This is a genomic window from Pseudomonas sp. 91RF (genome assembly GCF_003576265.1).
Lineage (GTDB): Bacteria > Pseudomonadota > Gammaproteobacteria > Pseudomonadales > Pseudomonadaceae > Aquipseudomonas > Aquipseudomonas kribbensis.
The window spans coordinates 147,888-172,121 of the sequence record NZ_QWFC01000032.1 but is presented as its reverse complement, the minus strand read 5'-3'; the positions used below and the strand labels follow the sequence as shown (position 1 = coordinate 172,121).

Here is a 24,234-nt window from a genome sequence, read left to right as displayed (position 1 = left end):
GTTATTCCGCCGTCGAAGGCTTTTCCCAAAGATTGATCCCACCCTCCTGGGCAAACCGGTCAATCTCCGCCAACTCCTGCGCACTGAAACTCAGATTTTTCAACGCCCCGACGTTCTCGACAATCTGCTCCGGCCGGCTCGCGCCGATCAGCGCCGAGGTCACTCGCGGATCCCGCAGCGTCCACGCCAATGCCAGTTGCGCTAGGCTCTGGCCACGACGTTTGGCGATTTCATTCAACGCCCGCACGTGGGCGATGTTGGCCTCGGACAAGTGCGAAGACAGCAACGAACCACCGCCCGGCCGATTGACCCGCGCATCCGCCGGTACGCCGTTGAGGTACTTGTCGGTAAGCAGACCTTGCGCCAGCGGGGTGAATGCAATCACGCCGGTGCCAAGTTCGTCGGTAGTGTCGAGCAGGTCCTTTTCCACCCAACGGTTGAGCAGGTTATAGGCCGGCTGATGAATCAACAACGGCACTTTCCACTCTTTGAGCAGCGCGGCGATTTCACGGGTTTTCACCCCGGAGTACGACGAGATGCCGATGTACAGCGCCTTGCCCTGCTGCACCGCCGTGGCGAGAGCGCTGGCGGTTTCTTCCAGCGGGGTGTCCGGGTCGAAGCGGTGCGAATAGAAGATATCCACATAGTCCAGACCGAGGCGTTGCAGGCTCTGGTCGAGGCTCGCCAGCACGTATTTACGCGAACCGCCGCCCTGGCCGTAAGGGCCGGGCCACATGTCCCAACCAGCCTTGCTGGAGATGATCAGCTCATCGCGGTACTGCTTGAAGTCTTCGCGCAGCAGGCGACCGAAATTGGTCTCGGCGCTGCCGTAGGGCGGGCCGTAGTTGTTGGCCAGGTCGAAGTGGTTGATGCCCAGATCGAACGCCGTGCGCAGCAACGCGCGCTGAGTGTCGATCGGCGTACTGTCGCCGAAGTTGTGCCACAGGCCCAGGGACAGCGCCGGCAATACCAGACCGCTGCGTCCGACGCGGCGGTAAGGGATGGAGTCATAGCGGTTTTCGGCAGCGGTGTAAGTCATCGAATCCTCTCTTGTCGGTCTTGTCTGAAAACTCTGAAGGTCGCTCCGACCTTATCGCCAGCAGGCTGGCTCCCACATGGAAATGCGTTCTCCTGTGGGAGCCAGCCTGCTGGCGATTGATCGCAAAGCGGTCAGGCAAATCTGTTGCCGGGCCGGGCGAGGCCAAGGTTCTGGCGCAAGGTCCGGCCCTCGTATCCGGTTCTGAACAGCCCGCGCCGTTGCAGTTCCGGGACCACGCCGTTGGCGAAGTCTTCGAGCCCGCCGGGCAGGTGCGGCACCAGCACGTTGAAGCCGTCCGCCGCGCCCTGCTCGAACCATTCCTGCAAACGATCGGCAATCTGCGCCGGCGTACCGACGACGCTGTAATGCCCGCGACCACCAGCGATTCTGCGACCCAGTTCGGCCAGCGTCAGATGTTCGCGGCCGGCCAGTTCGGTCAGCAGTTTCTGTCGGCTCTGCTGGCCGCTTTCAGTCAGCGGCAAGTCCGGCAGCGGCCCGTCCAGCGGGTACTTCGACAGATCGAAGTTACCCAGCATACGCCCAAGCAGAGCGACGCCAACCTCGGGTTCGACCAATTGCTGAAACGTTTCACATTTTTCCTGCGCTTCGGCTTCCGTCTGTCCGACCACGACAAACACGCCGGGCATGATTTTCAGCGAATCGGCGCTGCGCCCGTACTTCGGCAAGCGGCCCTTGAGGTCGGCGTAGAACGCCTGAGCGCTGGCCAGCGAGGTTTGCGCGGTGAACACCACTTCGGCCGTCTGCGCCGCCAGTTCACGCCCGGTTTCCGACGAGCCGGCTTGCACGATCACCGGCTGACCCTGTGGCGAACGCGCGACATTCAGCGGACCTTTGACCTTGAAGTGCTCGCCGACGTGATTCAGCACGTGCAGCTTTTCCGGGTCGTAATACGCGCCACTGGTCTTGTCGCGGAGGAAGGCATCGTCCTGCCAACTGTCCCAGAGCCCGGTCACCACCTGATGAAATTCCCGGGCGCGGCTGTAGCGTTCGGCGTGGCCGATGTGTTCCTCGCGGCCAAAATTCTGTGCTTCGGCGGCATTGTCCGAAGTCACCAGATTCCACCCCGCTCGCCCGCCGGACAGGTGATCGAGGGACGCGAATTTACGCGCCACGTGGTACGGCTCGTTGTAGCTGGTGGTGGCGGTGGCGATCAGGCCGATGTGCTCGGTCACTGCGCTCAACGCCGAGAGCAAGGTCAGTGGCTCGAAGTGATCCGAACGGGCCATGCGGCTGGCGATGTCGTGAGTTGGCGCGGCGACGCTGTCGGCGACGAACAACGTGTCGAACTTCGCCGCCTCGGCAATCTGCGCCAGGCGTTTGTAATGGGCGAAATCCAGTCCGGCGTTGGCCGGTACGTCCGGATGACGCCACGCGGCGACGTGGTGCCCGGTGGCCATGAGGAACGCGCCGAGTTTCAACTGTCTGCTCATCTCAGAAGTCCTTGCGCAGTTGCACGCCGAAGTAGCGCTCGTCGTCGCGGGGAACGGCGCGGTAGATGTAGTTGCCGCCGCTGGCGAGCAACGGCGAATAGGACTTGTCGGTGAGGTTCTTGCCCAGCAATGCCACGCGCCAGCCGTTGGTGTAATCGGCCAAGGCCACACTGGCATTCCAGAGTCCGTAGGCGCCCTGCTTGGTGTCGGCGTTCTGGCTGAGGTCGTACTGCACTTCGCTCTGCCAGCTGTAGTCGGTGCCGAGTTCGATATCCAGGCCGTTTTCCAGCGGGATGGTGTAGTCGGCCCGCACGTAGCTTTTCCAGTCCGGACTGAACGGCAACGGCTTGCCGTTAACGTTGCACGACGCCGCCGCGCCCGCCGGGCAGGCGAACTGGTCGATGCGGGCGCGGGTGTAGGCCAGTGCACCGGAGAACTTCAGTTGCTGGGTCGCCTGCAGGGCGTAATCAAGTTCCACGCCTTCGGTGCTGACGCTGCCGGCGTTGATCAGGCGCGTCACCACTTGCCCGGCGACGGTGTCGAAAAAGTTCGCCTGGTAGTTGTCGTAGTCGCTGTGGAAAACCGCGAGGTTGGTGGTCAGGCGATTGTTCCAGGCCGAGGCTTTGATCCCCGCCTCCCAGGTATTGGAGGTTTCCGGTTTCAGCGCCTCGGTATCACGCGGCTGCATGTTGAAGAACACGTTGTAGGCCGGGCCTTTGTAGCCGCGCGAATAGGTCAGATACGTGGTGACGGTATCGCTCAGGTCGTACTGCAAACCGAGCCGGCCGGACCAGCCGTCCTCGTCCACCGAACCGGAACTGCGGGTGGCTGGTTGAATGCCGCTGACGGTGGTGGCGGAAGTGGAGACGCGACGGTGATCGTATTCGAGATCGTCGTGGGTGTAGCGCAGGCCGGCGATGCCTCGGAAGTCCGAAGTGAAGTTCAGCGTGCTTTCGCCGAACACCGCGTAGCTGTCGCTGGTGGTGCTGTAGTCAGCGACGCCGCGATCGGTGCGCGTGGTGGTGGTCAGCGTGCGCTGATAGGTCTCGTCATCCTTGCCGTGCATGTAGAACAGGCCGCCGACGTATTCGAGGAACCCGCCTTTCGGCGACGCCAAACGCAGCTCCTGCGAGTACTGGTCGAAGGCCAGGTCGCCCTTGTCCGCCGTGCCGGGAAACGCCGCCGTTACTGTTCCGAGGCGGTCGCCGTCCTGATACTGGGTGTTGTCCCAGCCGCGCCACGCGGTGATCGACGTCAGGGTGTAATCGCCGAGTTGCCAGTCGAGCTGGCCGGACAGGCCCTTGTTGGTGTCTTCGACGTGGGTGCGGGTGTCGGTGTTGATGTCGCGGTTATGGCTGGTGGCGCTGACCGGGCTCAGTGCATTGGCGAAGGCCGGGGTCAGAGACTTGGTGACGACGCCATTGGGGCCGTCATCGTGGGACTGCATGTAGTCGGCGATCAGCGTGAAGGTGACGTCGTCGTTCGGGGTGAATTCCAGTTTGCCGCGCACGCCACGATGGTTGTAACCGTTGACCTCCTGGCCGTTGTGCTTGTTATCGACATTGCCGTCGTAAGTGCCGAACAAGGTGCTGATCGAGCCCTTGAGCGTGTCCGGGATCAGGCTGCCGCCGATGCCGAAACGGGTGCGGCTTTCGTTGCCGCTGTAGTACGACTGATCGATGTAACCGTGGGTCTCCGCGGTCGGTGCCTTGCTGGTGATGTTCAGCACGCCGGCCGAGGCGTTCTTGCCGAACAACGTACCTTGCGGACCGCGCAAGACTTCGACGCGCTCCAGATCCAACAGATCCAGAGTCGACTGACCAGGACGGGCGTAGACCACGCCATCGATCACCGTGGCCACGGTCGGCTCGACGCCCGGCGAGGTGGAAATCGTCCCCACGCCACGCACGAACAGCGAGGTGTCCTTGTTCGATGCGCCGGTGCGGAAGTTCAGCGACGGCACTTGCTGGACGATGCTCGCCACGCTGTTGCGGTTGTCGCGCTCCAGTTGCTCGCCGTCGATCACCGACACCGCCACCGGCACCTTTTGCAGCGACTCTTCGCGGCGGGTGGCGGTGACTGTGACGGACTTGAGTGTCGGCTCCTGATCGGTGCTGTCGGCGGCGAACGCGGCGGGTAGCGGCAGCGCGGCCAGCCCGGTGAGTAACCAGCCCGCAGCGCGGATCGATTGCGCCAGTTTGTGTGTCGCCCCAGGAATATTGTGCATGTTTGCCCGCTCGAAAAGTTGCCCTGAACCGCTGTCGTTCTGCGACGACAACGCCTGTCTCGGTGTCTTGGGCATTCGCTCGAGCGAGTAGCAGACAACGCGCTTTGTTAGCGCTAACATCGCCAGTATTGGCAAGCCGGACATAGAGCGTCCAATACTGAAAAATTACTTTTATATGCGTTTTTGTTTTTAAGAAGGATCGAGCCTTGAGCGAAGAAAAGCCCCGCAAACGCCGTGGCGCCGGTCGCGTGACCCTCAACGCGGTGGCGCGCCAGGCCGGTGTTTCGGCGATCACCGTGTCGCGCTACTTCAATCAGCCGGAGCAGGTCTCGCCCGAACGCCGCGAGCGGATCGCGGCGGTGGTCGCCGAGCTGGGTTATGTGCCGAACCTGGTGGCCGGCGGGCTCGCCTCGGCGCGGGGAAAAATCGTCGGCATGGTGATCCCGAACATCTCCGGGCCGATCTTCGCCAACACCATTCAAGGCTTCAGCGACACCCTCAGCCGTCACGGATATCAGCTTCTTCTGGCATCGAGTTACTTCAGCACTGAGCAAGAAGAAAACGCGGTACGGGCCTTCCTCGGCTGGTCGCCGGCAGCGCTGGTAGTCACCAGCCACTTCCACAGCACGGGCACGGAAAAGATGCTCGCCGAGGCGGATATTCCAGTGATCGAAACCTGGGATTACCAACCGGATCGCGAGCCGATGCAGATCGGTTTTTCGCACTTCGAGGTAGGTGTCAGCGCCGCCCGTTTTCTACACGGCAAGGGCTATCGGCGAATCGCATTTGTGCAAAACAGCGCACCCGGCGACTTCAGCGCACTGGAACGCCGCGACGGTTACGCCGCGACCGTGCGTGAGTTGGGCCTGGAACCGTGGGTATTCGCACCGGACGCCGATCGCGCCCCGTTCGAGGCCGGCAAGCAAGCGATGGAAGCACTGATGAACGCCTCACCCCGCCCTGACGCGATCATCTTCGCCAACGACAACCTCGCCGCCGGCGGCCTGCTCGCCGGGCAACGCGCCGGCCTCAAGATCCCCGACGACTGCGCCGTCCTCGGCTTCGGCGACTACCCGTTCGCCGAGATGCTGCTGCCGAGCCTGAGCACCATCAAACCGCCGGCGCTGGAGATCGGTGTACTGGCGGCGACGCGGGTGCTGGAAAGTTTGGGCGTGCTGCCGAGTGATGAGGTGCAGCGACTTAATTTGCTGCAATGCCAAGTCATCGAGCGGGAAAGCACCTGACCCAAAATCCTGTAAGTCGGCCCTAAGCCGACAATTCGCGCAAGGCCGCAGCCGCCAGGAATCCGGAGCGAGAACTGTAGCGTTGGTCACGCCGAACCGTCTGATCGATACGCTCCAGCAACTGCTCCGGCAGCGTCGCGTTGAAGCGCACCGACTTGCCGAAATAGGGAGTGATATCAAACTCGACCACACCCCAGATACCGCCGGCGTAATCCGGATTCTCGAGATGGGCATCAATGTCCTGAACCCGAGGCAACGGCGCGCCATCAGCGACCAATCCCTCATAGTGCAAGGCCAGTGCCTCCTGAGTGTTGTCAAAAGCTTCGGCTACCGTAGTGCCTGCGGAGAAGCACCCGGGTACATCCGGGATAATCACTCCGTAGTCTGAGTCGGCATCCTTGTGCAGAACGACCGGGAATTTCATGTAAGTGAATCCTTCCTCTGACATGTCCATTAAGGGACTTTCGTTTCCAATGACGGGCTTCATTTCAAACCCGCCTGTTTCAAGATGCTGTTGATCGTTCCCTTGGGAAGATCTGAATCCGGATGCTTGATCGTCACCCTCCCTGGCTTGCCCGGATGTTTGTATTGGTGGTGACTGCCTTTGACGGCGACTAGGTACCATCCATCCTCCTCGATCATCCTGATCATTTCCCGACTACGCATTTCCTTCGCCCTGTTCGACAGCAAGAGCTGCGTACTTTAAGAGCTGTCCTTCTTCATCAATACACACCATACACACCTGGAGAAATATTAGCCTAGTGGACAGGCGCGTGTTTAATCGCCAGATCGGCGGTGGACGCGCCCCGGCACACAGCTCTCATAAACAGATGTATACGTGGCGAAATGTGTCGATCAGCATGAGCCCGACAGCTGACCTATGCTCAACATGAGCAAAGCCAGGACGACTCCCATCCACAGGCAGATCCCGACCATGCACACCGCAATCATCATCTTCTTCGGCCTGATCCTCCTGGCGCTGATGCTCTACATCGGCGAGCGCATTGGCTTCAGCCGTCAGACCATGGCCTATGGTTTCGCGGCGCTATGGCTGGCGTTGACGGTGATCAACGGCGCGGTCGGCGTGGTGCACGCCGGGCAGCCGCTGGGGTCGGAGATTGCGATTGGCAGCGCCGTGTTTGGCGTGCCGATCGCGGCGATGGTGTTGTTCATGGTGCTGAGCGCCGAGACCTGAAACCGTCCCGGCGCCCTGCTCCGATCAACGGACCAAGTGCAGGAACTGCATGTGCCGTTCGTACTGGTCGAGGATGTCGTTGATGATCTGTTCTTTGGTGTAACCGACCAGATCGTAGTCCTGACTGCCCTCGCTCAGATGCACTTCGGCGCGGTAGTAGCGACGGTTGTTGAGCTGCTTGGAGCCCATGCCGCCACGGGCGAACGACGGCGTGAAGTAGCCGCGCATCTGCACCTGATAGATGAACGGGTGCAGCTCGCCATGACCGATTTCCAGGCTGACGCTGTCGTGAGCCGGATCGGGTTGCGTAACGACATTCAGCCCCTTCTCGACGAACACCGCCGTCACTTCTTCGATGGCCGGTTTCACCGTGGTGTCCATGAAGCGGTACACCTCGTCCCGCGACGGGAAGTGCACGGCCTGGCTCAGGCGCTGGCGCCAGCCGCCCTTGCCGCGTCGTGAGCCGGAGACCGGCGCCAGCGAATGCAGCTGCGCGATCTGCTTCTGTGATTCCAGATAGAACGCCTTGTGCAGCCCCCACATCATCAGCAGCAGAATCAACGAGAACGGCAGCGAGGTCAGCACCACCGCTGATTTCAATGCATCGATGCTGCCGGAGAACAGCAGCGCACTGGTGATCAGTGCGGTCATCGCGCCCCAGAACACCCGCAGCCATTTCGGCCCGTCTTCATCCGGGTTGCCGCCCTTGGCCGACAGGGTCGAGAGCACCACGGTGCCGGAGTCGGCGGAGGTGACGAAGAACACGAAGCTGATGAACACCGTCACCGCGATGACGGTTTTGCTCCACGGGTAGGTTTCCAGCAGCAGGTAAAGGGTCATCGACGGGTTGTCGAGGGCCGACATGCCCAGTGCCGACATGCCGTGATTGAGCACCTGATCGATGGCGCTGTTGCCGAAAATCGACATCCACGCCAGGGTGAAACCGAGCGGGATCAACAATACGCCGAAGACGAATTCGCGGATGGTCCGGCCACGGGAAATCCGTGCGATGAACAGGCCCACGAACGGCGACCATGCAATCCACCAGGCCCAGTAGAACACCGTCCAGCCGCCGAGCCAGTCGCTCGGTTTGTCGTAGGCGTAGAGGTCGAAACTCTTCGTCGGCAATGCGCCGAGGTAGTCACCGAGGTTCTGGATCAGGGTGTTGAGCAAATGCTGGGTCGGGCCGGCGAACAACACGAACAGCAGCAGCGCACAGGCCAGCAGCATGTTGATGTCGGACATGACTCGCACGCCTTTATCCACTCCGGAGACGGCGACGATGATCGCTGCACCCATCATCAGTGTGATCAAACCGACCTGAATCCACTGGGTGTGGGCGATGCCGAACAGGTAGTCCAGACCGGAGTTGAGATGGAGCACGCCGAAGCCCATGTCCGCACCGAGGCCGAACACCGTGGCGATGATGCCGAAGCCGTCCACCGCGTAGCCGATAGGCCCGTTGATGCGTTTGCCGATCAGCGGGTACAGCGCCGAACGCAGGGCCAACGGCAGGTTGTGCCGATAGGCGAAATACGCCAGCGCCATGCCGACAAAGGCGAACACGCCCCAGCCGTGCAGGCCCCAGTGCAAAAACAGGATCTGCATCGCCTGACGCGCCGCATCCGCCGTGCCGGCCTCGCCTTGCGGCGGCTGGAGCATGTGGGTCAGCGGTTCGGACACACAGAAGAAAAACAGCGTGATGCTGATCCCGGCGGCGAACAGCATGCCGGCCCAGGACAGGTAACTGAATTCGGGTTCGTCGTGGTCGGCACCGAGTTTGATCTTGCCGTAGCCCGATAACGCGGTGACCACCACGAAGACCAGATACAGGGTCATCGCGAGCATGTAGTACCAGCCGACCGTATTGGCCGCCCAGTTTTGTGCTTCGAGGAGCCAGGCACCGGCCTGTTCCGGCATGGCGATAACGGTCAGGCCGAACAGCAGGATCACCGTCGCGGCGAACCAGAACACCGGCGGATTCATGCGTACCAGACCGCTGGCGGGGGTGGACGATGCACTCATGAACGGTGCACCTCAAGGGGTTGGAAAATGGCTGAAATGATCGGACTCAGCAAAGGCAAGCCTCCTGTTGTGAGCGGGCAGCGAGCTACCGGTTTAACTTGAATGAACGTTCAAGTTAAACATGGATAGTACGCTCAGGACTAATCGCAGGGCTCAGCGGTCGCTTTCGTACGCTGGCTCAGGGAGGGGTATGACGCGGGTTTGGAAGGATTCGTTCAGTTATCGGTTTTGTGTGGACGCCCATCGCGAGCAGGCTCGCTCCCACATTTGGAATGCGGTTCACTGTGGGAGCGAGCCTGCTCGCGATGGGGCCAGATCAGTCGAAGGAGATCCAAAGGCTACTTCTGCGTCCCGTCATCATGCTGCAGGTTGGCCTGGGTCAGGTTGCACCCGGCCGGCACGCTGCGGGTCAGCCACACGTTGCCGCCGATGGTCGAGCCCTTGCCGATGGTGATACGCCCGAGAATCGTCGCCCCGGCGTAAATCACCACGTCGTCCTCGACGATCGGATGCCGCGGATGGCCCTTCTGCAACTGGCCGTCCTCGTCCGCCGGGAAGCGCTTGGCGCCGAGGGTCACCGCCTGATAGATCCTGACGCGCTCACCGATGATCGCGGTCTCGCCGATCACCACGCCGGTCCCGTGGTCGATGAAGAAACTGCGGCCGATCTGCGCGCCCGGATGAATATCGATGCCGGTCGCCGAGTGGGCGATTTCCGAACTGATCCGCGCCAGCAGTGGCAAGCCTGCGCGATACAAATGGTGGGCCAGACGATGGTGGATCACCGCCAGAATCCCCGGATAGCACAGCAGCACTTCATCGACGCTGCGCGCCGCCGGGTCGCCGTGATACGCGGCCAGCACATCGGTGTCGAGCAGACTGCGCAGGCCTGGCAGCGCCAGTGCGAAATCCTGAATGATCCGGATGGCCTGCGCCTCGACTTCGCTGTCATCCCGGGCGCTGTGGCGGGCGACGTAACGCAGTTCGAGTCGTGCCTGGGCCAGCAACGCATTCAACGCAACATCGAGGGTGTGGCCGACGTAAAAATCCTCGCTTTCTTCACGCAGATCCACCGGCCCCAGACGCATCGGGAACAACGCGCCGCACAGGGCTTCGAGAATCTGCGCCATCGCATCACGGGACGGCAGTTCGCGCCCGCCCTGCTCGCCGCTGGCGCGGCCATTTTGCGTACGCCACTGATCCCGCGCGGTACGCAGCTGGCTGACGATGGTCTGCAATTGCCAATGGCTGGAACGCTCGCTCACGGTAAAGACTCCTCACGGGCGGCCGGACTGTCTGGCCGCGTCAACGGCCACTACTTTACGGCAACGCCCCGGAGGCGAATTAAGAACCGATAGTGCTGGCCTAAGCACATTTGGCTATAAGCGATTGGCGGTTGCCCCGGTAAATCGGCGTGCCTATAGTCCTGTGATCTTCCTCCGCCAGTACGGAACCATGTCCACACAACCGATCAAACAACAGCTGGACCGCTTTAACCGCCTCGACCTGCTTGGCCAACCGACCCCACTGGAAAAACTCGAACGCCTGTCCGCCTGGCTCGGCCGCGACGTCTACATCAAGCGTGATGACCTGACGCCGCTGGCCATGGGCGGCAACAAGCTGCGCAAGCTCGAATACCTCGCCGCCGATGCCCTCGCCCAAGGCGCGGACACCCTGATCACCGCCGGCGCACTGCAATCGAACCACGTCCGCCAGACCGCTGCGCTGGCCGCGAAACTGGGCCTGGGCTGCGTGGCCCTGCTGGAAAATCCGCTGGGCACCGACGACGCCAATTACACCGGCAACGGCAACCGCCTGCTGCTGGACCTGTTCGACACCAAAGTCGAGCTGGTCGATAACCTCGACAACGCCGACGAACAACTGGCCGCCCTCGCCGTGCGCCTGCGCAGTAACGGCAAGAAGCCGTATCTGGTGCCGATTGGCGGCTCCAACGCCATCGGCGCACTGGGTTATGTACGGGCCGGTCTGGAACTGGCGCAGCAGATCGAGGACACCGGCTTGCAATTTTCTGCCGTGGTCCTGGCTTCGGGCAGCGCCGGTACTCACAGCGGCCTGGCACTGGCCTTGAGCGAAGTGCTGCCGCAATTGCCGGTGATCGGCGTGACGGTATCGCGCAGCGAAGAAGATCAACGCCCGAAAGTGCAAGGCCTGGCCGAGCGCACTGCCGATCTGTTGGGCGTGGCGTTGCCGGAGAGTTTCAAGGTCGAGCTGTGGGACGAATACTTCGGCCCGCGTTACGGCGAGCCGAATGCCGGTACGTTGGCGGCGGTCAAACTGCTGGCGAGTCAGGACGCCGTGTTGCTTGATCCGGTCTACACCGGCAAGGCCATGGCCGGGTTGCTCGACGGCATCGGGCGCGGGCGTTTCGACGACGGCCCGATCATCTTCCTGCACACCGGCGGCGCCCCGGCGTTGTTTGCCTACAAGGATTTTCTGTAGGCCTGAGCGCGTTCCCGCGCCCTGCGTGGGAACGCTAAGCGCCGGCCCGAATTAATATTCATTAAATGAATAACAAATGGAAAATTCATTATTTTCCATTCTAAAAGAACAGTCTTATAGTCTCGCCGCAGGCGAATATCGCGAGAGACGCATAAGCTGCTTTAAGGCAGGATAGCGCTGTCGTCCAATTCCCGGATTCGCCAACTTTCCTTAAGCGTCTTCCATAAGAAAACACAGGGGCTTGTCATGATTCTTTCCGCACTACGTCGAAATCTGCTGGTAGGTTCGCTGGGCCTGGCGCTGAGCGCCGGTCTGATCAGCAACGCCGTTGCCGGTGAGCAACTGCAACAGATCAAGGACAAAGGCGTTATCAACGTCGGCCTGGAAGGCACTTACCCACCGTTCAGCTTCGTCGATGCCGACGGCAAGCTGTCGGGCTTCGAAGTCGAACTGTCCGAAGCCCTGGCCAAGAAGCTGGGCGTCAAGGCCAAGATCCAGCCAACCAAGTGGGACGGTATCCTCGCCGCGCTGGAATCCAAGCGTCTGGACGTTGTAGTCAACCAGGTGACCATCTCCGACGAGCGCAAGAAGAAGTATGACTTCTCCGAGCCGTACACCATCTCCGGGATTCAGGCGCTGGTGCTGAAGGACAAGGAAGCTGCGCTGAACATCAAGACTGCCGCTGACCTGTCCGGCAAGAAAGTCGGCGTAGGCCTGGGCACCAACTACGAGCAGTGGGTTCGCGCCAACGTACCGGGTGCCGACGTGCGTACCTACGACGATGATCCGACCAAGTTCGCCGACCTGAACAACGGCCGTACCGATGCGATTCTGATCGACCGTCTGGCCGCCCTCGAGTACGCCAAGAAAGCACCGAAAACCGTAGCGGCCGGTCAGGCGTTCTCCCGTCAGGAATCCGGTATCGCCCTGCGCAAAGGCGAGCCTGAGCTGCTGGCGGCCGTGAACAAGGCCCTCGACGAGCTGCGTGCCGACGGGACCCTGGCCAAGATCTCGGAAAAGTACTTCCAAGCTGACGTCACCAAATAATGGAAGCAGCTTTCCAACTCGCGCTGGACTCCGCGCCCTTCCTGTTGAAGGGCGCGTACTACACGGTAATCCTCAGCCTGGGCGGCATGTTCTTCGGCCTGCTGTTGGGCTTTGGCCTGGCGCTGATGCGCCTGTCGCGTTTCAAATCGGTCAGCTGGCTGGCCCGCATCTACGTGTCGTTCTTTCGCGGCACGCCGTTGCTGGTGCAGCTGTTCGTGATCTATTACGGCCTGCCGCAACTGGGGCTGGAACTCGACCCGTTGCCGGCAGCCCTGATCGGTTTCTCGCTGAACATGGCTGCCTATGCCTGTGAAATCCTGCGCGCCGCGATCGGTTCGATCGAACGCGGTCAGTGGGAAGCGGCAGCAAGCATCGGCATGACCCGCGCGCAGACCCTGCGCCGGGCCATCCTGCCGCAAGCCATGCGCACGGCGTTGCCGCCGCTGGGCAACAGCTTCATTTCACTGGTCAAGGACACCGCGCTGGCCGCCACCATTCAGGTGCCGGAGCTGTTCCGCCAGGCGCAACTGATTACCGCCCGGACTTTCGAAGTCTTCACCATGTATCTTGCCGCCGCGCTGATCTACTGGATTCTGGCCACAGTGCTGTCGCACTTCCAGAACAAGCTGGAAGAGCGGGTCAATCGGCACGACCAGGAGTCCTGACCCCATGATTGTCGTGGAAAAACTGACAAAGCAGTTCAAGGGTCAAGTCGTGCTCAACGGCATCGATCTTGAAGTGAAGGAAGGCGAGGTCGTGGCGATCATCGGCCCCAGCGGCTCGGGCAAGACCACGTTCCTGCGCTGCCTGAACTTCCTCGAACAACCCACCAGTGGCCGGATCAAGGTCGGCGATATCGAGATCGATACCGGCCGCCCCTTGAACCAGCAGCAGAATCTGGTGCGCACCTTGCGCCAGCACGTAGGCTTCGTGTTCCAGAACTTCAACCTGTTCCCCCACCGCACCGCTCTGGAGAACGTCATCGAAGGCCCGATCGTGGTCAAGAAGACGCCCCGTGACGCAGCCATTGCCCTGGGCAAGAAGCTGCTGGCCAAGGTCGGCCTTGCGGGCAAGGAAGACGCCTACCCACGGCGCCTGTCCGGCGGCCAGCAACAGCGCGTGGCGATTGCCCGGGCGCTGGCGATGGAGCCGGAGGTGATCCTGTTCGACGAGCCTACATCGGCCCTCGACCCGGAACTGGTCGGCGAAGTACTGGCGACCATTCGCGGTCTGGCCGAAGAAAAACGCACCATGGTGATCGTGACCCACGAAATGGCATTTGCCCGTGACGTGGCCAACCGCGTGGTGTTTTTCGACAAGGGCGTGATCGTCGAACAAGGCGAAGCCAAGGCGTTGTTTGCCAATCCGAAAGAAGAACGCACACGACAGTTTCTCAGCAAGTTTCGCAACAACGGCTGATAACTTCGATTGCACCATCACTCACTTCCATGGATGGAAGTAGTGTTTTCCCCGACATAAAAAATTACTCTCAAAACATAAACTACCCGCCCCTTGCAAAGGCAGTACATATATATGTCCTGCAACAACTCCCTGCGCATAGAATTCGCCGCGCCTTGATTCCAACCTTCACCAGAACGCACAGTCAAACACGCTGAAAACCGCGAAAACCTGTAGCCTCTTTCCTTTCCCTGCCTAGTCCGACTGCTACAACAGCGTAGGAACCTTCTGATTAATCCGTAATTCACGGATTAACTAACCCCACTCGCTTGACACCTCTTCCGGCGAACTCTTATCTAGTCAACAACCGGCGCACGCCAGTTCAACAAGACACTTTGAAAGTTGCGCTCAACTCTGAAGTTTTATTGCCGGTTAATTCACGCCATTCGTTCTTTCAGATACGGACTTCGCTGCAAGGCTTCAAGGAGAGAAACCGATGACCTGCATTTCAAACATCCCGCTACTGCCACCACCGACCCTGGAGCAAACCCACGGGACTGGAATCAACCTTATGGCGGCCGCCAACCTGTCGGTCGAAATCGGACCTTATGACGATATGGACAGCGGCGATCTGATCGAGCTGTTCTGGGATGACTGCTATGTCGCTTCCCGTGTGCTGACTGCAGCTGATATCGGAAGCTCGGTCAGCCTCAGGGTGCCGGAGAGCTTCATCGTCAACGGTTCACCCTGCGTGCACTATCGGGTCATGCAGGTCGGGAGGAACCCGGTGCTGTCGGCCGGCGCCCGGTTCCAGGTGAAGCTCGACTGCCCGGGCGGGCAATTCGCAACAGGCAGCGCAGAGGAAAACCAGTATCTACTGCCGGTCAGCCTGCCCGAGATCATTCGCCGGCGCGGAATCAACCCGAACCAGATCAGACGCGGCGTCCCGCTGACCATCGAGCCTTACCTGAACATGGCCGAGGGTGACGAAATCACCCTGCGCTGGGGTGATGCACGAATGGATCTGCCCCCTGTCACGCAAGCCGATGTCGGCCAGGGAATCCAGGTCTGGGTGCCACCGGCAGTCATCGTCGAAGCGGGTGAAGACCTGCGGCTTGACGTGACCTATTGCATCATCGACCGGGTCGGCAACAACTCGCGCTGGGCACCGCCACGCACACTGAAGATTGGCTGCGTGAATCCTTATCTGAGAGCACAGCCGAGGCAGACTCCCATGGCTGCGGAGCGCAAAGCCAGGTGAGCTTTCGATCTTCTATACATATTCCTAAAAGTTAGTTTATTTAAATTTTATACGCGCTTAGGGTATATGAACCGGACCACCGGACATTCTTTCGTTCGCCGCACTTTTGCGGCGTTTTTCATGAGATGTGAGGTAGGTAACATGGTCCGGAACTCAATCACCCCAGTGCAGATCGCCAGGGCATTGCGTGCAGCCAAGGAGTGGTACTGATGTCCAGTCTGGCAGACGCAAACGTCCAGAGTGACCTGGACATCGCCCCGTTGTTGTTGCCCGCGCAAGTGCTGCGCAACGACGCTCAAGCCATCAAGGCTGCCCATGAACTGGCGCAAGTCGCCCGCGTGCAGGCTGCCAAACGCGACCGCCAGCGCAAGCTGCCGTGGTCGGAGATCGAACAGTTCACCCGCAGCGGCCTGGGCAGTATCGCGATTCCGCGCGAGTACGGCGGCCCGCAGGTTTCCTTCGTGACCCTGGCCGAGGTGTTCGCGATCATTTCCGCGGCCGACCCGGCACTGGGGCAGATCCCGCAGAACCAGTTCGGCATCATCAACCTGATCCTCGGCAGCGCCACTGAAGAGCAGAAACAGCAACTGCTGCAGAGCGTGCTCGAAGGCTGGCGCATCGGGAATGCCGGGCCTGAACGCGGCACCAAAGACACCCTGGAACTGAAAGCGCGCATCACCGCCGACGGCGATGACTACGTGATCAACGGCCAGAAGTTCTACTCCACCGGCGCCCTTTTCGCCCATTGGGTCGCGGTCAAGGCACTCAACGATGACGGCAAGCAAGTGCTGGCCTTCGTCCGTCGCGGCACGCCGGGATTGCGCATCGTCGATGACTGGTCGGGTTTCGGCCAGCGCACCACCGCCAGCGGCACGATCCTGCTGCACAACGTGCGGGTCGATGCAGGCCTCGTGGTGGATAACTGGAAGATCAACGAAAAGCCCAACACCCAGGGCGCGGTTTCGCAGCTGATTCAAGCGGCCATCGACGCCGGCATCGCCCGTGGCGCCATCGATGACGCCATCGAATTCGTCAAGACCCGCGCCCGGCCGTGGATCGACGCCAAGGTCGAGCGCGCCAGTGACGATCTCTACGTGATCGCCGACATCGGCAAACTGAAAATCGAACTGCACGCCGCCGAAGCGCTGCTGCGCAAGGCCGGGCAAGTGCTGGATCAGGTGCACGCCGCACCACTGACCGCCGAGTCCGCCGCCCGCGCCTCGATTGCCGTGGCTGAAGCCAAGGTGCTGACCACCGAGATCTCGCTGCTGGCCAGCGAAAAACTCTTCGAACTGGCCGGCAGCCGCGCCACCCTCGCCGAATTCAACCTCGACCGCCACTGGCGCAACGCCCGGGTCCACACCCTGCACGACCCGGTGCGCTGGAAGTACCACGCGGTCGGCGCTTACCGCCTGAACGGAAAACTTCCGGCTCGCCATTCCTGGATCTGACGACCAGAACACTTTTGACCAGATCTCTGGAGAAACACATGACTCTTTCCCATCCCGTCGCGGTCATCACCAGCGACGAGCAAGCCCTGATCGTCGCCAGCGACCTGGCCGAAGACTTCCAGCGCGACAGCAACCTGCGCGACCGTGAACGCCGCTTGCCGCTGCCGGAGCTCGACGTGTTTTCCCGCTCCGGCCTGTGGGGCATCAGCGTCCCCAAGGAGTACGGCGGCGCCGGCGTGTCCAACGTGACCCTGGCCAAAGTCATCGCCCTGATCGCCCGGGCTGATGGCTCGCTCGGGCAGATTCCGCAGAACCATTTCTATGCCCTCGAAGTGCTGCGGGTGAACGGCAGCCACGAGCAGAAACAACGTCTGTACGCCGAAGTCCTCGCCGGTCAGCGCTTCGGCAACGCCTTGGCAGAACTGGGCACCAAGACTGCCCACGACCGCGTCACCAGCCTCAGACGTGACGGCAGCGGTTATCGCATCAACGGCCGCAAGTTCTATGCAACCGGTGCGATTTACGCGCAGCGCATCCCGACTTCGGTGGTCGATGAAGACGGCGTACAGCAACTGGCCTTCGTCCCTCGCGACAGCAAAGGCCTGACCGTGATCGACGACTGGAGCGGCTTCGGTCAGCGCACCACCGGCAGCGGTTCGGTGGTGTTCGAAGACGTATATGTCACCGCCGAAGACGTGATCCCGTTCCAGAGCGCTTTCGAGCGTCCGACCACCGTCGGCCCGCTGGCGCAGATTCTTCACGCCGCCATCGACACCGGCATCGCCCGCGCCGCCTACGAAGATGCATTGCACTTCGTGCGCAGCAAGACCCGGCCGTGGATCGATTCGGGTAACGACAAGGCCACCGAAGATCCGCTGACCCTCAAGAGCTTCGGCCACCTGAGTATCCGCCTGCACGCCACCGAAGCCTTGCTCGAGCGCGCCGGCGAATTCCTCGATGCAGCCCAGGCCGAGACCACCGCCGAAACGGTGGCGGCAGCCTCGATTGCCGTCGCCGAAGCACGGGCGATCAGCACCGAAATCTCCCTGGCCGCCGGCAGCACCCTGTTCGAACTGGCCGGCAGCCAGGCCACCCTGATCGAACACGGCCTCGACCGTCACTGGCGCAACGCCCGGGTGCACACCCTGCACGACCCGGTGCGCTGGAAATATCACGCAGTGGGCAATTACTACCTCAACGATGAAAACCCTCCGCTGCGAGGGACCATCTGATGAGCAAGAAAAAGATTCTGCTCAATGCGTTCAACATGAACTGCATCGGCCACATCAACCACGGGTTGTGGACACATCCTCGCGACACCTCGACCCAATACAAAACCATCGAATACTGGACCGAACTGGCGCAGTTGCTGGAGCGCGGGCTGTTCGACGGGCTGTTCATCGCCGACATCGTCGGTGTGTACGACGTCTATCAGAACTCGGTGGACGTCACCCTGAAAGAGTCGATCCAGCTGCCGGTCAACGACCCGTTGTTGCTGGTGTCTGCCATGTCCGCGGTGACGAAAAATCTGGGTTTCGGCCTGACCGCCAACCTCACCTACGAGCCGCCCTATCTGTTCGCCCGGCGCATGTCGACCCTCGATCACCTGAGCCGTGGGCGGGTGGGCTGGAACATCGTCACCGGTTACCTGGACAGCGCCGCCAAGGCCATGGGCCTGAGTGAGCAGGTCGAGCATGACCGGCGTTACGACCAGGCCGACGAGTACCTCGAAGTGCTCTACAAACTCTGGGAAGGCAGCTGGGAAAACGGTGCGGTGCTCAACGATCCGCAGCAGCGGATCTACGCGCAGCCGGGCAAGGTGCACAAGGTCGAGCACAAGGGCGAGTTCTATCAGGTCGAGGGTTATCACCTGTGCGAGCCGTCGCCGCAGCGCACGCCGGTGCTGTTCCAGGCCGGCAGTTCGGAGCGCGGTCTGCTGTTCGCCGGGCGTCATGCCGAATGCGTGTTCATCAGCGGTCAGAACAAGCCGTCGACCAAGGTTCAGGTAGACAAGGTCCGCGCCAGCGCCGTCGAGGCGGGGCGCAATCCCGAAGACATCAAGGTGTTCATGGGCCTGAACGTGATCGTCGGCGAGACCGAGGAAGCGGCCTGGGCCAAGCATGCCGAGTACCTCAGCTACGCCAGTGCCGAAGCCGGCGTGGCGCATTTCTCGGCGTCCACCGGGATCGATTTTTCCCAATATGAAATCGACGAACCGATCCAGTACGTGAAGAGCAACGCGATCCAGTCCGCCACCAAAAACCTGCAGAACAACGACTGGACCCGGCGCAAATTGCTCGACCAGCACGCCTTGGGCGGACGCTACATCACCGTGGTCGGTTCGCCGCAGCAAGTGGCGGATGAACTGGAATCGTGGATCGCCGAGACCGGCCTCGACGGCTTCAACCTGACCCGAATCGTCACCCCGGAAAGCTATGTGGATTTCATCGATCGGGTGATTCCGGAACTGCAACGGCGCGGGTCGTACAAGACCGCGTACGACACCGGCAGCCTGCGGGAAAAACTGTTTCACGGCGAAGCGCATCTGCCGCAGCAACACACCGGCGCCCACTACCGACACACCTCCTCGCACTGACTGGAAAACCACCATGACCAAGAAGTTCCTGTCCCACCCAGTCAAAGCACTGGCCCTGGCCTTCGGCCTGTTCAGCTCGGCAGTGTTCGCCGCCGACGCGCCGTTGAAAATCGGCACCACCGCCGCCTTCGCGATCCCGCTGGAAGCGGCCGTCGAAGAGGCTTCCAAACAAGGCCTGAAAGTCGAGCTGGTGGAGTTCACCGACTGGATCGCGCCGAACGTCAGCCTCGCCGCCGGCGACATCGACGTGAACTACTTCCAGCACATCCCGTTCCTGGAAAACGCCAAGGCCGCCTCCGGTTTCGACCTGGTGCCGTTCGCCCCGGGGATCATCAACAACGTCGGCCTGTACTCGAAGAAATACAAAAGCTTCGACGAGTTGCCGGAAGGCGCCAGCGTCGCCATCGCCAACGATCCGATCAACAGCGGACGCGGTCTGCAACTGCTGGCCAAGGCCGGTTTGATAACCCTGAAACCGGGCGTCGGCTACAAGGCCACCGAAGACGACATCGTCGCCAATCCGAAGAAGATCAAGATCCTCCAGGTCGAAGCCGTGCAACTGGTGCGCGCATATGACGATGCCGACCTGGTCCAGGGCTACCCGGCCTACATTCGTCTGGCGAAGACGTTCGATGCCGGCTCCGCCCTGCTGTTCGATGGCCTGGATCACAAGGAATACGTGATCCAGTTCGTGATCCAGCCGAAGAGCAAAACCGATCCGCGCCTGATCAAGTTCGTCGACATCTACCAGCATTCGCCGGCCGTTCGCGCCGCGCTGGATAAGGCCCACGGCAAGCTGTACCAGGCCGGTTGGGAAAGCTGAGGATGACCGCTGCTATCCAACGGCGACTGGATCTTCCAGAGCCACCCGCGCTTGCACAGCGCACCGAGCTGCATCCCGAACTGAACCGCGCCCATGTGCGCTTCGTCGGCCTCGGCAAAACCTACGAAGGCAAGCAAGGCCCGGTCGCCGCCCTGCAGGGCATCGACCTGGCGATCCAGCACGGAGAAGTGTTCGGCATCATCGGTCGCAGCGGCGCGGGCAAGTCGTCGCTGATCCGCACCATCAACCGCCTCGAACAACCGACCTCGGGCCGGGTGCTGATCGATCAAGTGGACATCGGCGAGTACGACGAGGATCGCCTCGTCGCCCTGCGTCGGCGGATCGGCATGATCTTCCAGCACTTCAACCTGATGTCGGCAAAAACGGTGTGGCAGAACGTCGAACTGCCGCTGAAAGTCGCCGGCGTCCCGAAGGAGCAGCGGGAGAAAAAGGTTAGCGAACTGCTGGAACTGGTGGGCCTGCAAGCCAAGCACAAGGCCTATCCGGCGCAATTGTCCGGCGGGCAGAAACAGCGCGTCGGCATTGCCCGCGCGCTGGTACACGACCCGGACATTCTGCTCTGCGACGAAGCCACCTCGGCTCTCGACCCGGAAACCACACAGTCGATCCTCGGCCTGCTGCGCGAGATCAACAAACGCCTGGGCCTGACCATCGTGCTGATCACTCATGAGATGGCCGTGATCCGCGAGATCTGCGACCGCGTCGTCGTGCTGGAACATGGCCGCATCGTCGAACAGGGCCCGGTCTGGGAAGTGTTCGGCAATCCGCAGCATGAGGTCAGCCAGACCTTGCTCGCGCCGCTGCAACACACCTTGCCCGAAGAATTGCAAAACCGTTTGCAGGCACAACCGTCGTCGTCCGATACAGCCGTGGTGCTGCGTTTGCAGTTCACCGGCAGCCAGCAGGACGAACCGGATCTGGCCGCACTGTTCGCCGCCCTCGGTGGCCGGGTGAAATTGCTCCAGGGCGGCGTGGAACGGATTCAGGGCCACGCGCTTGGGCAATTGCTGCTGGCAGTGGCGGGATCAAAGCTGAACGCCGAGGAGTTGCGTCAGCGTGCCGGCCAGTGGGCACAACGCACGGAGGTGCTGGGTTATGTGGTTTGATCGCTTGCTGCAGGGGTTTATCGACACGTTTCTGATGGTCGGCGTGTCATCGCTGATCGCGCTGCTGGCGGGGATTCCCATGGCGGTGATTCTGGTCACCAGCGACAAGGGCGGCATCTACGAAGCGCCGGTGCTGAATCGTGCATTGGGGGCGTTCGTGAACCTGTTTCGCTCGATTCCGTTTCTGATCCTGATGGTTGCGCTGATTCCGTTCACCCGGCTGATCGTCGGCACCACATACGGTGTGTGGGCGGCGGTCGTGCCGTTGACCATCGCGGCTACGCCGTTCTTCGCGCGGATTGCCGAAGTGAGCCTGCGCGAAGTCGACCACGGCTTGATCGAAGCCGCGCAAGCCATGGGCTGCCGGCGCTGGCACATCGTCTGGCACGTGTTGTTGCCCGAAGCGCTGCCGGGCATCGTTGGCGGGTTCACCATCACGCTGGTGACGATGATCAACTCATCGGCGATGGCCGGAGCGATTGGTGCCGGCGGTCTGGGCGACATTGCCTATCGCTACGGCTATCAGCGCTTCGACAGCCAGATCATGCTGACTGTGATCGTGCTGCTGGTGGCGCTGGTGGCGGTGATTCAGCTGGGCGGCGACCGTCTGGCGCGAGGGTTGAACAAGCGATAACCGGGCCCTGTATCAGCTCTCCAACAGACCGATCAGCAATTGGCTATCGGCTGTTCTGGCCTGGTGCAGCGCCTGCATGCTTTTCGCGGCATAAATGATGCTGTCGGCATTTCTCGAGGCCATCCATGTCCGAAGGGACGGGATGACGTTGAACAGGTCGACGGCCGCCTGGACATCCAGCTTTCCGGAGAGCCCCAGACCGTCTCTGACTCCGTTCGTGAAACTGCTGTGGTCGCTCGTGAATCCCTCCAGATAGGCCACCGTCATGCCTCCCTGCATGATGGCTTCGGAAACACCTCGCTCAGGGATGTCGTAAACAGGCACAGGACGATCCAGTGCATTTCCCATACGCGCATCCAGATAGAAGAAATCCAGTGCGCCGGGCCCAACGCTCTTGAATCGGTTGATTCTGTTCGTATGGAGCATTTCATGACCCAGAACGGCCGCAAAATTACCCTCCTCAAGGTGATTCAAACTGATAAAGAACCGACCATGAAAATCGATCGAGTACATCCACGCCCTGCGATCCTGGTCAAATTTCACTCCCACGAATTTGTCCTGTCCCCACGGTCCCTGATACTCCGTTGAGAGCGCCTCGCCTCGCGACAGGCAATCGGCGAGCTGCGCTCTGACGAGCGCATGATGCTTGCCGAAATATCCCTGGAAAATGCTTCCGGCCTCAACGTAGTTCGCAGCGAGTCCATTGCCTGCATCGGAGAAGATCCGGTGCGTGGCGCTCAGTTCCGCACGCAGTATGGCCGAGTGCTGTGGACCAAATTGACTTATTCCACGTGCAACGATCTCCACGGTGCGTGAAGCTCGACGTTCGAACACATCATCCCGGCCTTCGTAAAGCCTACCGGGCTCAATTGCAGCCTCCGTGGCCATTGAGGGCTTGTGATCAGTCAGATCCGGATGGGGTCGAGCACTCATGACGTTATCGATCTCTCCCGGAATCGACATCTGTTCGGCTCCCCACAGCATCGTCCGGGGATCCAGGACCAGCGTCGGCCCCGACGCAGTCGACTCGACTGGAAGCGTCGCCCGGTACTCACCCGTGGTCGCATCCTGCCGGACCTGCACGATCTCGCCCGGAGCGACGTCAACGAATTCGCGTCCCTTGAATCGCCTGATGCCATGGCCATCCGCGACCGGCAGATGGAGAGGCAGCCTCAGGCGATAGTTTTCAAGCGACCTCACCACGGACCGGATGGAAGCACTTTCTATCGCGGGCATTCCGGTGACAGTGATGCCCACATCGGAAGTTAACGGCATTGCCTGTTCCAACGACAGAACAAGCCGCGCGACCTTGATCTCTGGAGCTTGAGTCATGGCTATGTCACCGGGCCGTTTGAGGCTCGGCACCGGGTCTGTCGCAAGACGATTGGGTGATGAAGTGAGAGGTGACTTACGACCGTTGACCATAGGAAATCCTGCTTTGAAGAAGCCGTGCTGAATGGGTCGGTATGGCGACAGTCGTCTGTCGCAAAGTCGCTATTTCAACTGTTACCGGATCGCTCGGTGCGGTAAATGGTTACCACCCGCGCACGGGACTGATCCGGTATGGCGTATATTGGCCAGACCCACCTCCCACCGCGCCCCGACCATGAAACAGACCCCCACCGACCTTGAGCAAATCACCGCCACCACCCTCGGCCACTACAACTCGGTGGCCGAGGACTTTCGTGAAGGCACCCGCGACCACGATGTCAGCCAGAACATCGACGCCCTGCTGCGGCATATTCAGGGCGAAGCGCCGTTTTCCATTCTCGATTTCGGCTGTGGGCCGGGCCGGGATTTGCAGACCTTTACCCGTATGGGCCATGTCGCTGTCGGCCTCGACGGTGCGGAAAAATTCGCGCAGATGGCCCGGGAGGACAGTGGCTGTGAAGTGTGGTGCCAGGATTTTCTGAAGCTGGATCTGCCGACAGCACGCTTCGACGGGATCTTCGCCAACGCGGTACTGTTCCATGTGCCGTTGCAGGAATTGCCACGGGTTTTGAAGCAGTTGCACGGGACACTGAAGCCGGGTGGGGTGTTGTTCAGTTCCAACCCGCGTGGGGATAACCGTGAAGGCTGGAACGGGCCGCGTTATGGCTCGTATCACGATCTGGAGGCGTGGCGCGGGTTGTTGACCGCTGCCGGGTTCGTCGAGCTGGAGCATTACTTCCGGCCGGCGGGGCTGCCGCGGGAGCAGCAGCCGTGGCTGGCGAGTGTCTGGCGCAAGATCTGACTCCCCTCACCCAAGGGTGAGGG

Annotated in this window: 22 protein-coding genes; 14 read left to right on the top strand and 8 right to left on the bottom strand. The window is 61.2% G+C overall.

All coding sequences use genetic code 11. The features are described 5' to 3' along the window. Position 1: 1 nt before the first annotated feature. The 3 genes from mgrA to DXT77_RS17790 form a co-directional block, all read right to left on the bottom strand. Positions 2-1,039 carry an L-glyceraldehyde 3-phosphate reductase gene (gene mgrA / locus DXT77_RS17800; RefSeq protein WP_119428606.1) on the bottom strand — a complete coding sequence of 346 codons (1,038 nt, stop codon included), beginning with the start codon at positions 1,037-1,039 and terminating at the stop codon, positions 2-4. Positions 1,040-1,170: 131 nt separating this feature from the next. Beyond that, complete coding sequence (locus DXT77_RS17795) at positions 1,171-2,490, bottom strand: LLM class flavin-dependent oxidoreductase (RefSeq protein ID WP_119428605.1); 1,320 nt, start codon at positions 2,488-2,490, stop codon at positions 1,171-1,173. 1 nt (position 2,491) lies between these two features. Continuing rightward, the gene (locus DXT77_RS17790; RefSeq protein ID WP_119428604.1) at positions 2,492-4,717 is read right to left on the bottom strand and encodes a TonB-dependent receptor; all 2,226 of its coding nucleotides are present in this window, start codon (positions 4,715-4,717) and stop codon (positions 2,492-2,494) included. Positions 4,718-4,923: 206 nt separating this feature from the next. Between DXT77_RS17790 and DXT77_RS17785 the strand changes: the two genes are divergently transcribed. Further along, a complete protein-coding gene (locus tag DXT77_RS17785; RefSeq protein WP_119428603.1) occupies positions 4,924-5,961 on the top strand; it encodes a LacI family DNA-binding transcriptional regulator in 1,038 nt (345 codons plus the stop codon). Between the two features lie 22 nt (positions 5,962-5,983). Here the strand turns inward: DXT77_RS17785 and DXT77_RS17780 are convergent, their stop codons facing one another. Both DXT77_RS17780 and DXT77_RS17775 read right to left on the bottom strand, forming a co-directional pair. After that, on the bottom strand, positions 5,984-6,385 hold the full coding sequence (locus DXT77_RS17780; protein ID WP_085684410.1) for a type II toxin-antitoxin system HicB family antitoxin: 402 nt from the start codon (positions 6,383-6,385) through the stop codon (positions 5,984-5,986). 59 nt (positions 6,386-6,444) lie between these two features. After that, positions 6,445-6,627, bottom strand: a complete 183-nt coding sequence (locus DXT77_RS17775; protein WP_065261145.1) for a type II toxin-antitoxin system HicA family toxin — start codon at positions 6,625-6,627, stop codon at positions 6,445-6,447. Between the two features lie 268 nt (positions 6,628-6,895). Here DXT77_RS17775 and DXT77_RS17770 point away from each other — a divergent pair, with 268 nt between their 5' ends. Beyond that, positions 6,896-7,156: a hypothetical protein gene (locus tag DXT77_RS17770; protein ID WP_114881008.1), complete on the top strand. Its 261-nt coding sequence runs from the start codon at positions 6,896-6,898 to the stop codon at positions 7,154-7,156. 24 nt (positions 7,157-7,180) lie between these two features. Here DXT77_RS17770 and betT read toward each other — a convergent pair whose 3' ends face one another. Together betT and epsC are read right to left on the bottom strand one after the other, a co-directional pair. Beyond that, on the bottom strand, positions 7,181-9,142 hold the full coding sequence (gene betT, locus DXT77_RS17765; RefSeq protein ID WP_170931615.1) for a choline transporter BetT: 1,962 nt from the start codon (positions 9,140-9,142) through the stop codon (positions 7,181-7,183). A gap of 377 nt (positions 9,143-9,519) precedes the next feature. Further along, positions 9,520-10,446, bottom strand: coding sequence for a serine O-acetyltransferase EpsC (gene epsC, locus DXT77_RS17760; protein WP_085712695.1), 927 nt, complete (start codon positions 10,444-10,446; stop codon positions 9,520-9,522). A 190-nt stretch (positions 10,447-10,636) separates the two neighbouring features. On the opposite strand from epsC, the gene DXT77_RS17755 reads away from it, so the two are divergent. The 11 genes from DXT77_RS17755 (at position 10,637) to DXT77_RS17705 (ending at position 21,978) form a co-directional block, all read left to right on the top strand. After that, positions 10,637-11,641: a D-cysteine desulfhydrase gene (locus DXT77_RS17755; protein WP_119428602.1), complete on the top strand. Its 1,005-nt coding sequence runs from the start codon at positions 10,637-10,639 to the stop codon at positions 11,639-11,641. Positions 11,642-11,887: 246 nt separating this feature from the next. Continuing rightward, positions 11,888-12,688, top strand: coding sequence for a cystine ABC transporter substrate-binding protein (gene tcyJ / locus DXT77_RS17750; RefSeq protein ID WP_119428601.1), 801 nt, complete (start codon positions 11,888-11,890; stop codon positions 12,686-12,688). Further along, a complete protein-coding gene (tcyL, locus tag DXT77_RS17745) occupies positions 12,688-13,353 on the top strand; it encodes a cystine ABC transporter permease (protein ID WP_119428600.1) in 666 nt (221 codons plus the stop codon). The genes tcyJ and tcyL overlap by 1 nt, the downstream gene beginning before the upstream one ends. Positions 13,354-13,357: 4 nt before the next feature. Then, the gene (gene tcyN / locus DXT77_RS17740) at positions 13,358-14,107 is read left to right on the top strand and encodes an L-cystine ABC transporter ATP-binding protein TcyN (RefSeq protein ID WP_114881002.1); all 750 of its coding nucleotides are present in this window, start codon (positions 13,358-13,360) and stop codon (positions 14,105-14,107) included. 475 nt (positions 14,108-14,582) lie between these two features. Next, the gene (locus tag DXT77_RS17735) at positions 14,583-15,347 is read left to right on the top strand and encodes a hypothetical protein (RefSeq protein WP_119428599.1); all 765 of its coding nucleotides are present in this window, start codon (positions 14,583-14,585) and stop codon (positions 15,345-15,347) included. A gap of 209 nt (positions 15,348-15,556) precedes the next feature. Then, on the top strand, positions 15,557-16,798 hold the full coding sequence (locus DXT77_RS17730; RefSeq protein ID WP_119428598.1) for an SfnB family sulfur acquisition oxidoreductase: 1,242 nt from the start codon (positions 15,557-15,559) through the stop codon (positions 16,796-16,798). A gap of 38 nt (positions 16,799-16,836) precedes the next feature. Then, the gene (locus DXT77_RS17725; RefSeq protein ID WP_119428597.1) at positions 16,837-18,030 is read left to right on the top strand and encodes an SfnB family sulfur acquisition oxidoreductase; all 1,194 of its coding nucleotides are present in this window, start codon (positions 16,837-16,839) and stop codon (positions 18,028-18,030) included. After that, positions 18,030-19,394, top strand: coding sequence for an LLM class flavin-dependent oxidoreductase (locus DXT77_RS17720; protein WP_119428596.1), 1,365 nt, complete (start codon positions 18,030-18,032; stop codon positions 19,392-19,394). The genes DXT77_RS17725 and DXT77_RS17720 overlap by 1 nt, the downstream gene beginning before the upstream one ends. Before the next feature lie 13 nt (positions 19,395-19,407). Continuing rightward, a complete protein-coding gene (locus tag DXT77_RS17715) occupies positions 19,408-20,217 on the top strand; it encodes a MetQ/NlpA family ABC transporter substrate-binding protein (protein WP_119428595.1) in 810 nt (269 codons plus the stop codon). Positions 20,218-20,219: 2 nt separating this feature from the next. Beyond that, a complete protein-coding gene (locus DXT77_RS17710) occupies positions 20,220-21,344 on the top strand; it encodes a methionine ABC transporter ATP-binding protein (RefSeq protein WP_119428594.1) in 1,125 nt (374 codons plus the stop codon). Further along, positions 21,334-21,978, top strand: coding sequence for a methionine ABC transporter permease (locus DXT77_RS17705; RefSeq protein ID WP_065261159.1), 645 nt, complete (start codon positions 21,334-21,336; stop codon positions 21,976-21,978). The genes DXT77_RS17710 and DXT77_RS17705 overlap by 11 nt, the downstream gene beginning before the upstream one ends. A 12-nt stretch (positions 21,979-21,990) precedes the next feature. Here the strand turns inward: DXT77_RS17705 and DXT77_RS17700 are convergent, their stop codons facing one another. Next, entirely contained in the window at positions 21,991-23,310 is a 1,320-nt protein-coding gene (locus tag DXT77_RS17700; RefSeq protein WP_147407013.1) for a hypothetical protein, read from the bottom strand. A gap of 274 nt (positions 23,311-23,584) precedes the next feature. On the opposite strand from DXT77_RS17700, the gene DXT77_RS17695 reads away from it, so the two are divergent. Beyond that, positions 23,585-24,211, top strand: a complete 627-nt coding sequence (locus DXT77_RS17695; RefSeq protein WP_119428592.1) for a bifunctional 2-polyprenyl-6-hydroxyphenol methylase/3-demethylubiquinol 3-O-methyltransferase UbiG — start codon at positions 23,585-23,587, stop codon at positions 24,209-24,211. The last annotated feature ends 23 nt before the right edge of the window (positions 24,212-24,234 follow it).

Bases quoted from the DNA above. Each gene is read 5' to 3' on its own strand.
- DXT77_RS17710 (WP_119428594.1), top strand. From the start codon at position 20,220: ATGACCGCTGCTATCCAACGGCGACTGGATCTTCCAGAGCCACCCGCG.
- DXT77_RS17795 (WP_119428605.1), bottom strand. From the start codon at position 2,490: ATGAGCAGACAGTTGAAACTCGGCGCGTTCCTCATGGCCACCGGGCAC.
- DXT77_RS17730 (WP_119428598.1), top strand. From the start codon at position 15,557: ATGTCCAGTCTGGCAGACGCAAACGTCCAGAGTGACCTGGACATCGCC.
- DXT77_RS17695 (WP_119428592.1), top strand. From the start codon at position 23,585: ATGAAACAGACCCCCACCGACCTTGAGCAAATCACCGCCACCACCCTC.
- DXT77_RS17735 (WP_119428599.1), top strand. From the start codon at position 14,583: ATGACCTGCATTTCAAACATCCCGCTACTGCCACCACCGACCCTGGAG.
- DXT77_RS17755 (WP_119428602.1), top strand. From the start codon at position 10,637: ATGTCCACACAACCGATCAAACAACAGCTGGACCGCTTTAACCGCCTC.
- DXT77_RS17705 (WP_065261159.1), top strand. From the start codon at position 21,334: ATGTGGTTTGATCGCTTGCTGCAGGGGTTTATCGACACGTTTCTGATG.
- DXT77_RS17715 (WP_119428595.1), top strand. From the start codon at position 19,408: ATGACCAAGAAGTTCCTGTCCCACCCAGTCAAAGCACTGGCCCTGGCC.
- mgrA (WP_119428606.1), bottom strand. From the start codon at position 1,039: ATGACTTACACCGCTGCCGAAAACCGCTATGACTCCATCCCTTACCGC.
- betT (WP_170931615.1), bottom strand. From the start codon at position 9,142: ATGAATCCGCCGGTGTTCTGGTTCGCCGCGACGGTGATCCTGCTGTTC.
- DXT77_RS17700 (WP_147407013.1), bottom strand. From the start codon at position 23,310: ATGACTCAAGCTCCAGAGATCAAGGTCGCGCGGCTTGTTCTGTCGTTG.
- DXT77_RS17780 (WP_085684410.1), bottom strand. From the start codon at position 6,385: ATGAAATTCCCGGTCGTTCTGCACAAGGATGCCGACTCAGACTACGGA.
- tcyJ (WP_119428601.1), top strand. From the start codon at position 11,888: ATGATTCTTTCCGCACTACGTCGAAATCTGCTGGTAGGTTCGCTGGGC.
- DXT77_RS17725 (WP_119428597.1), top strand. From the start codon at position 16,837: ATGACTCTTTCCCATCCCGTCGCGGTCATCACCAGCGACGAGCAAGCC.
- tcyN (WP_114881002.1), top strand. From the start codon at position 13,358: ATGATTGTCGTGGAAAAACTGACAAAGCAGTTCAAGGGTCAAGTCGTG.
- DXT77_RS17775 (WP_065261145.1), bottom strand. From the start codon at position 6,627: ATGCGTAGTCGGGAAATGATCAGGATGATCGAGGAGGATGGATGGTAC.
- DXT77_RS17720 (WP_119428596.1), top strand. From the start codon at position 18,030: ATGAGCAAGAAAAAGATTCTGCTCAATGCGTTCAACATGAACTGCATC.
- tcyL (WP_119428600.1), top strand. From the start codon at position 12,688: ATGGAAGCAGCTTTCCAACTCGCGCTGGACTCCGCGCCCTTCCTGTTG.
- DXT77_RS17790 (WP_119428604.1), bottom strand. From the start codon at position 4,717: ATGCACAATATTCCTGGGGCGACACACAAACTGGCGCAATCGATCCGC.
- DXT77_RS17770 (WP_114881008.1), top strand. From the start codon at position 6,896: ATGCACACCGCAATCATCATCTTCTTCGGCCTGATCCTCCTGGCGCTG.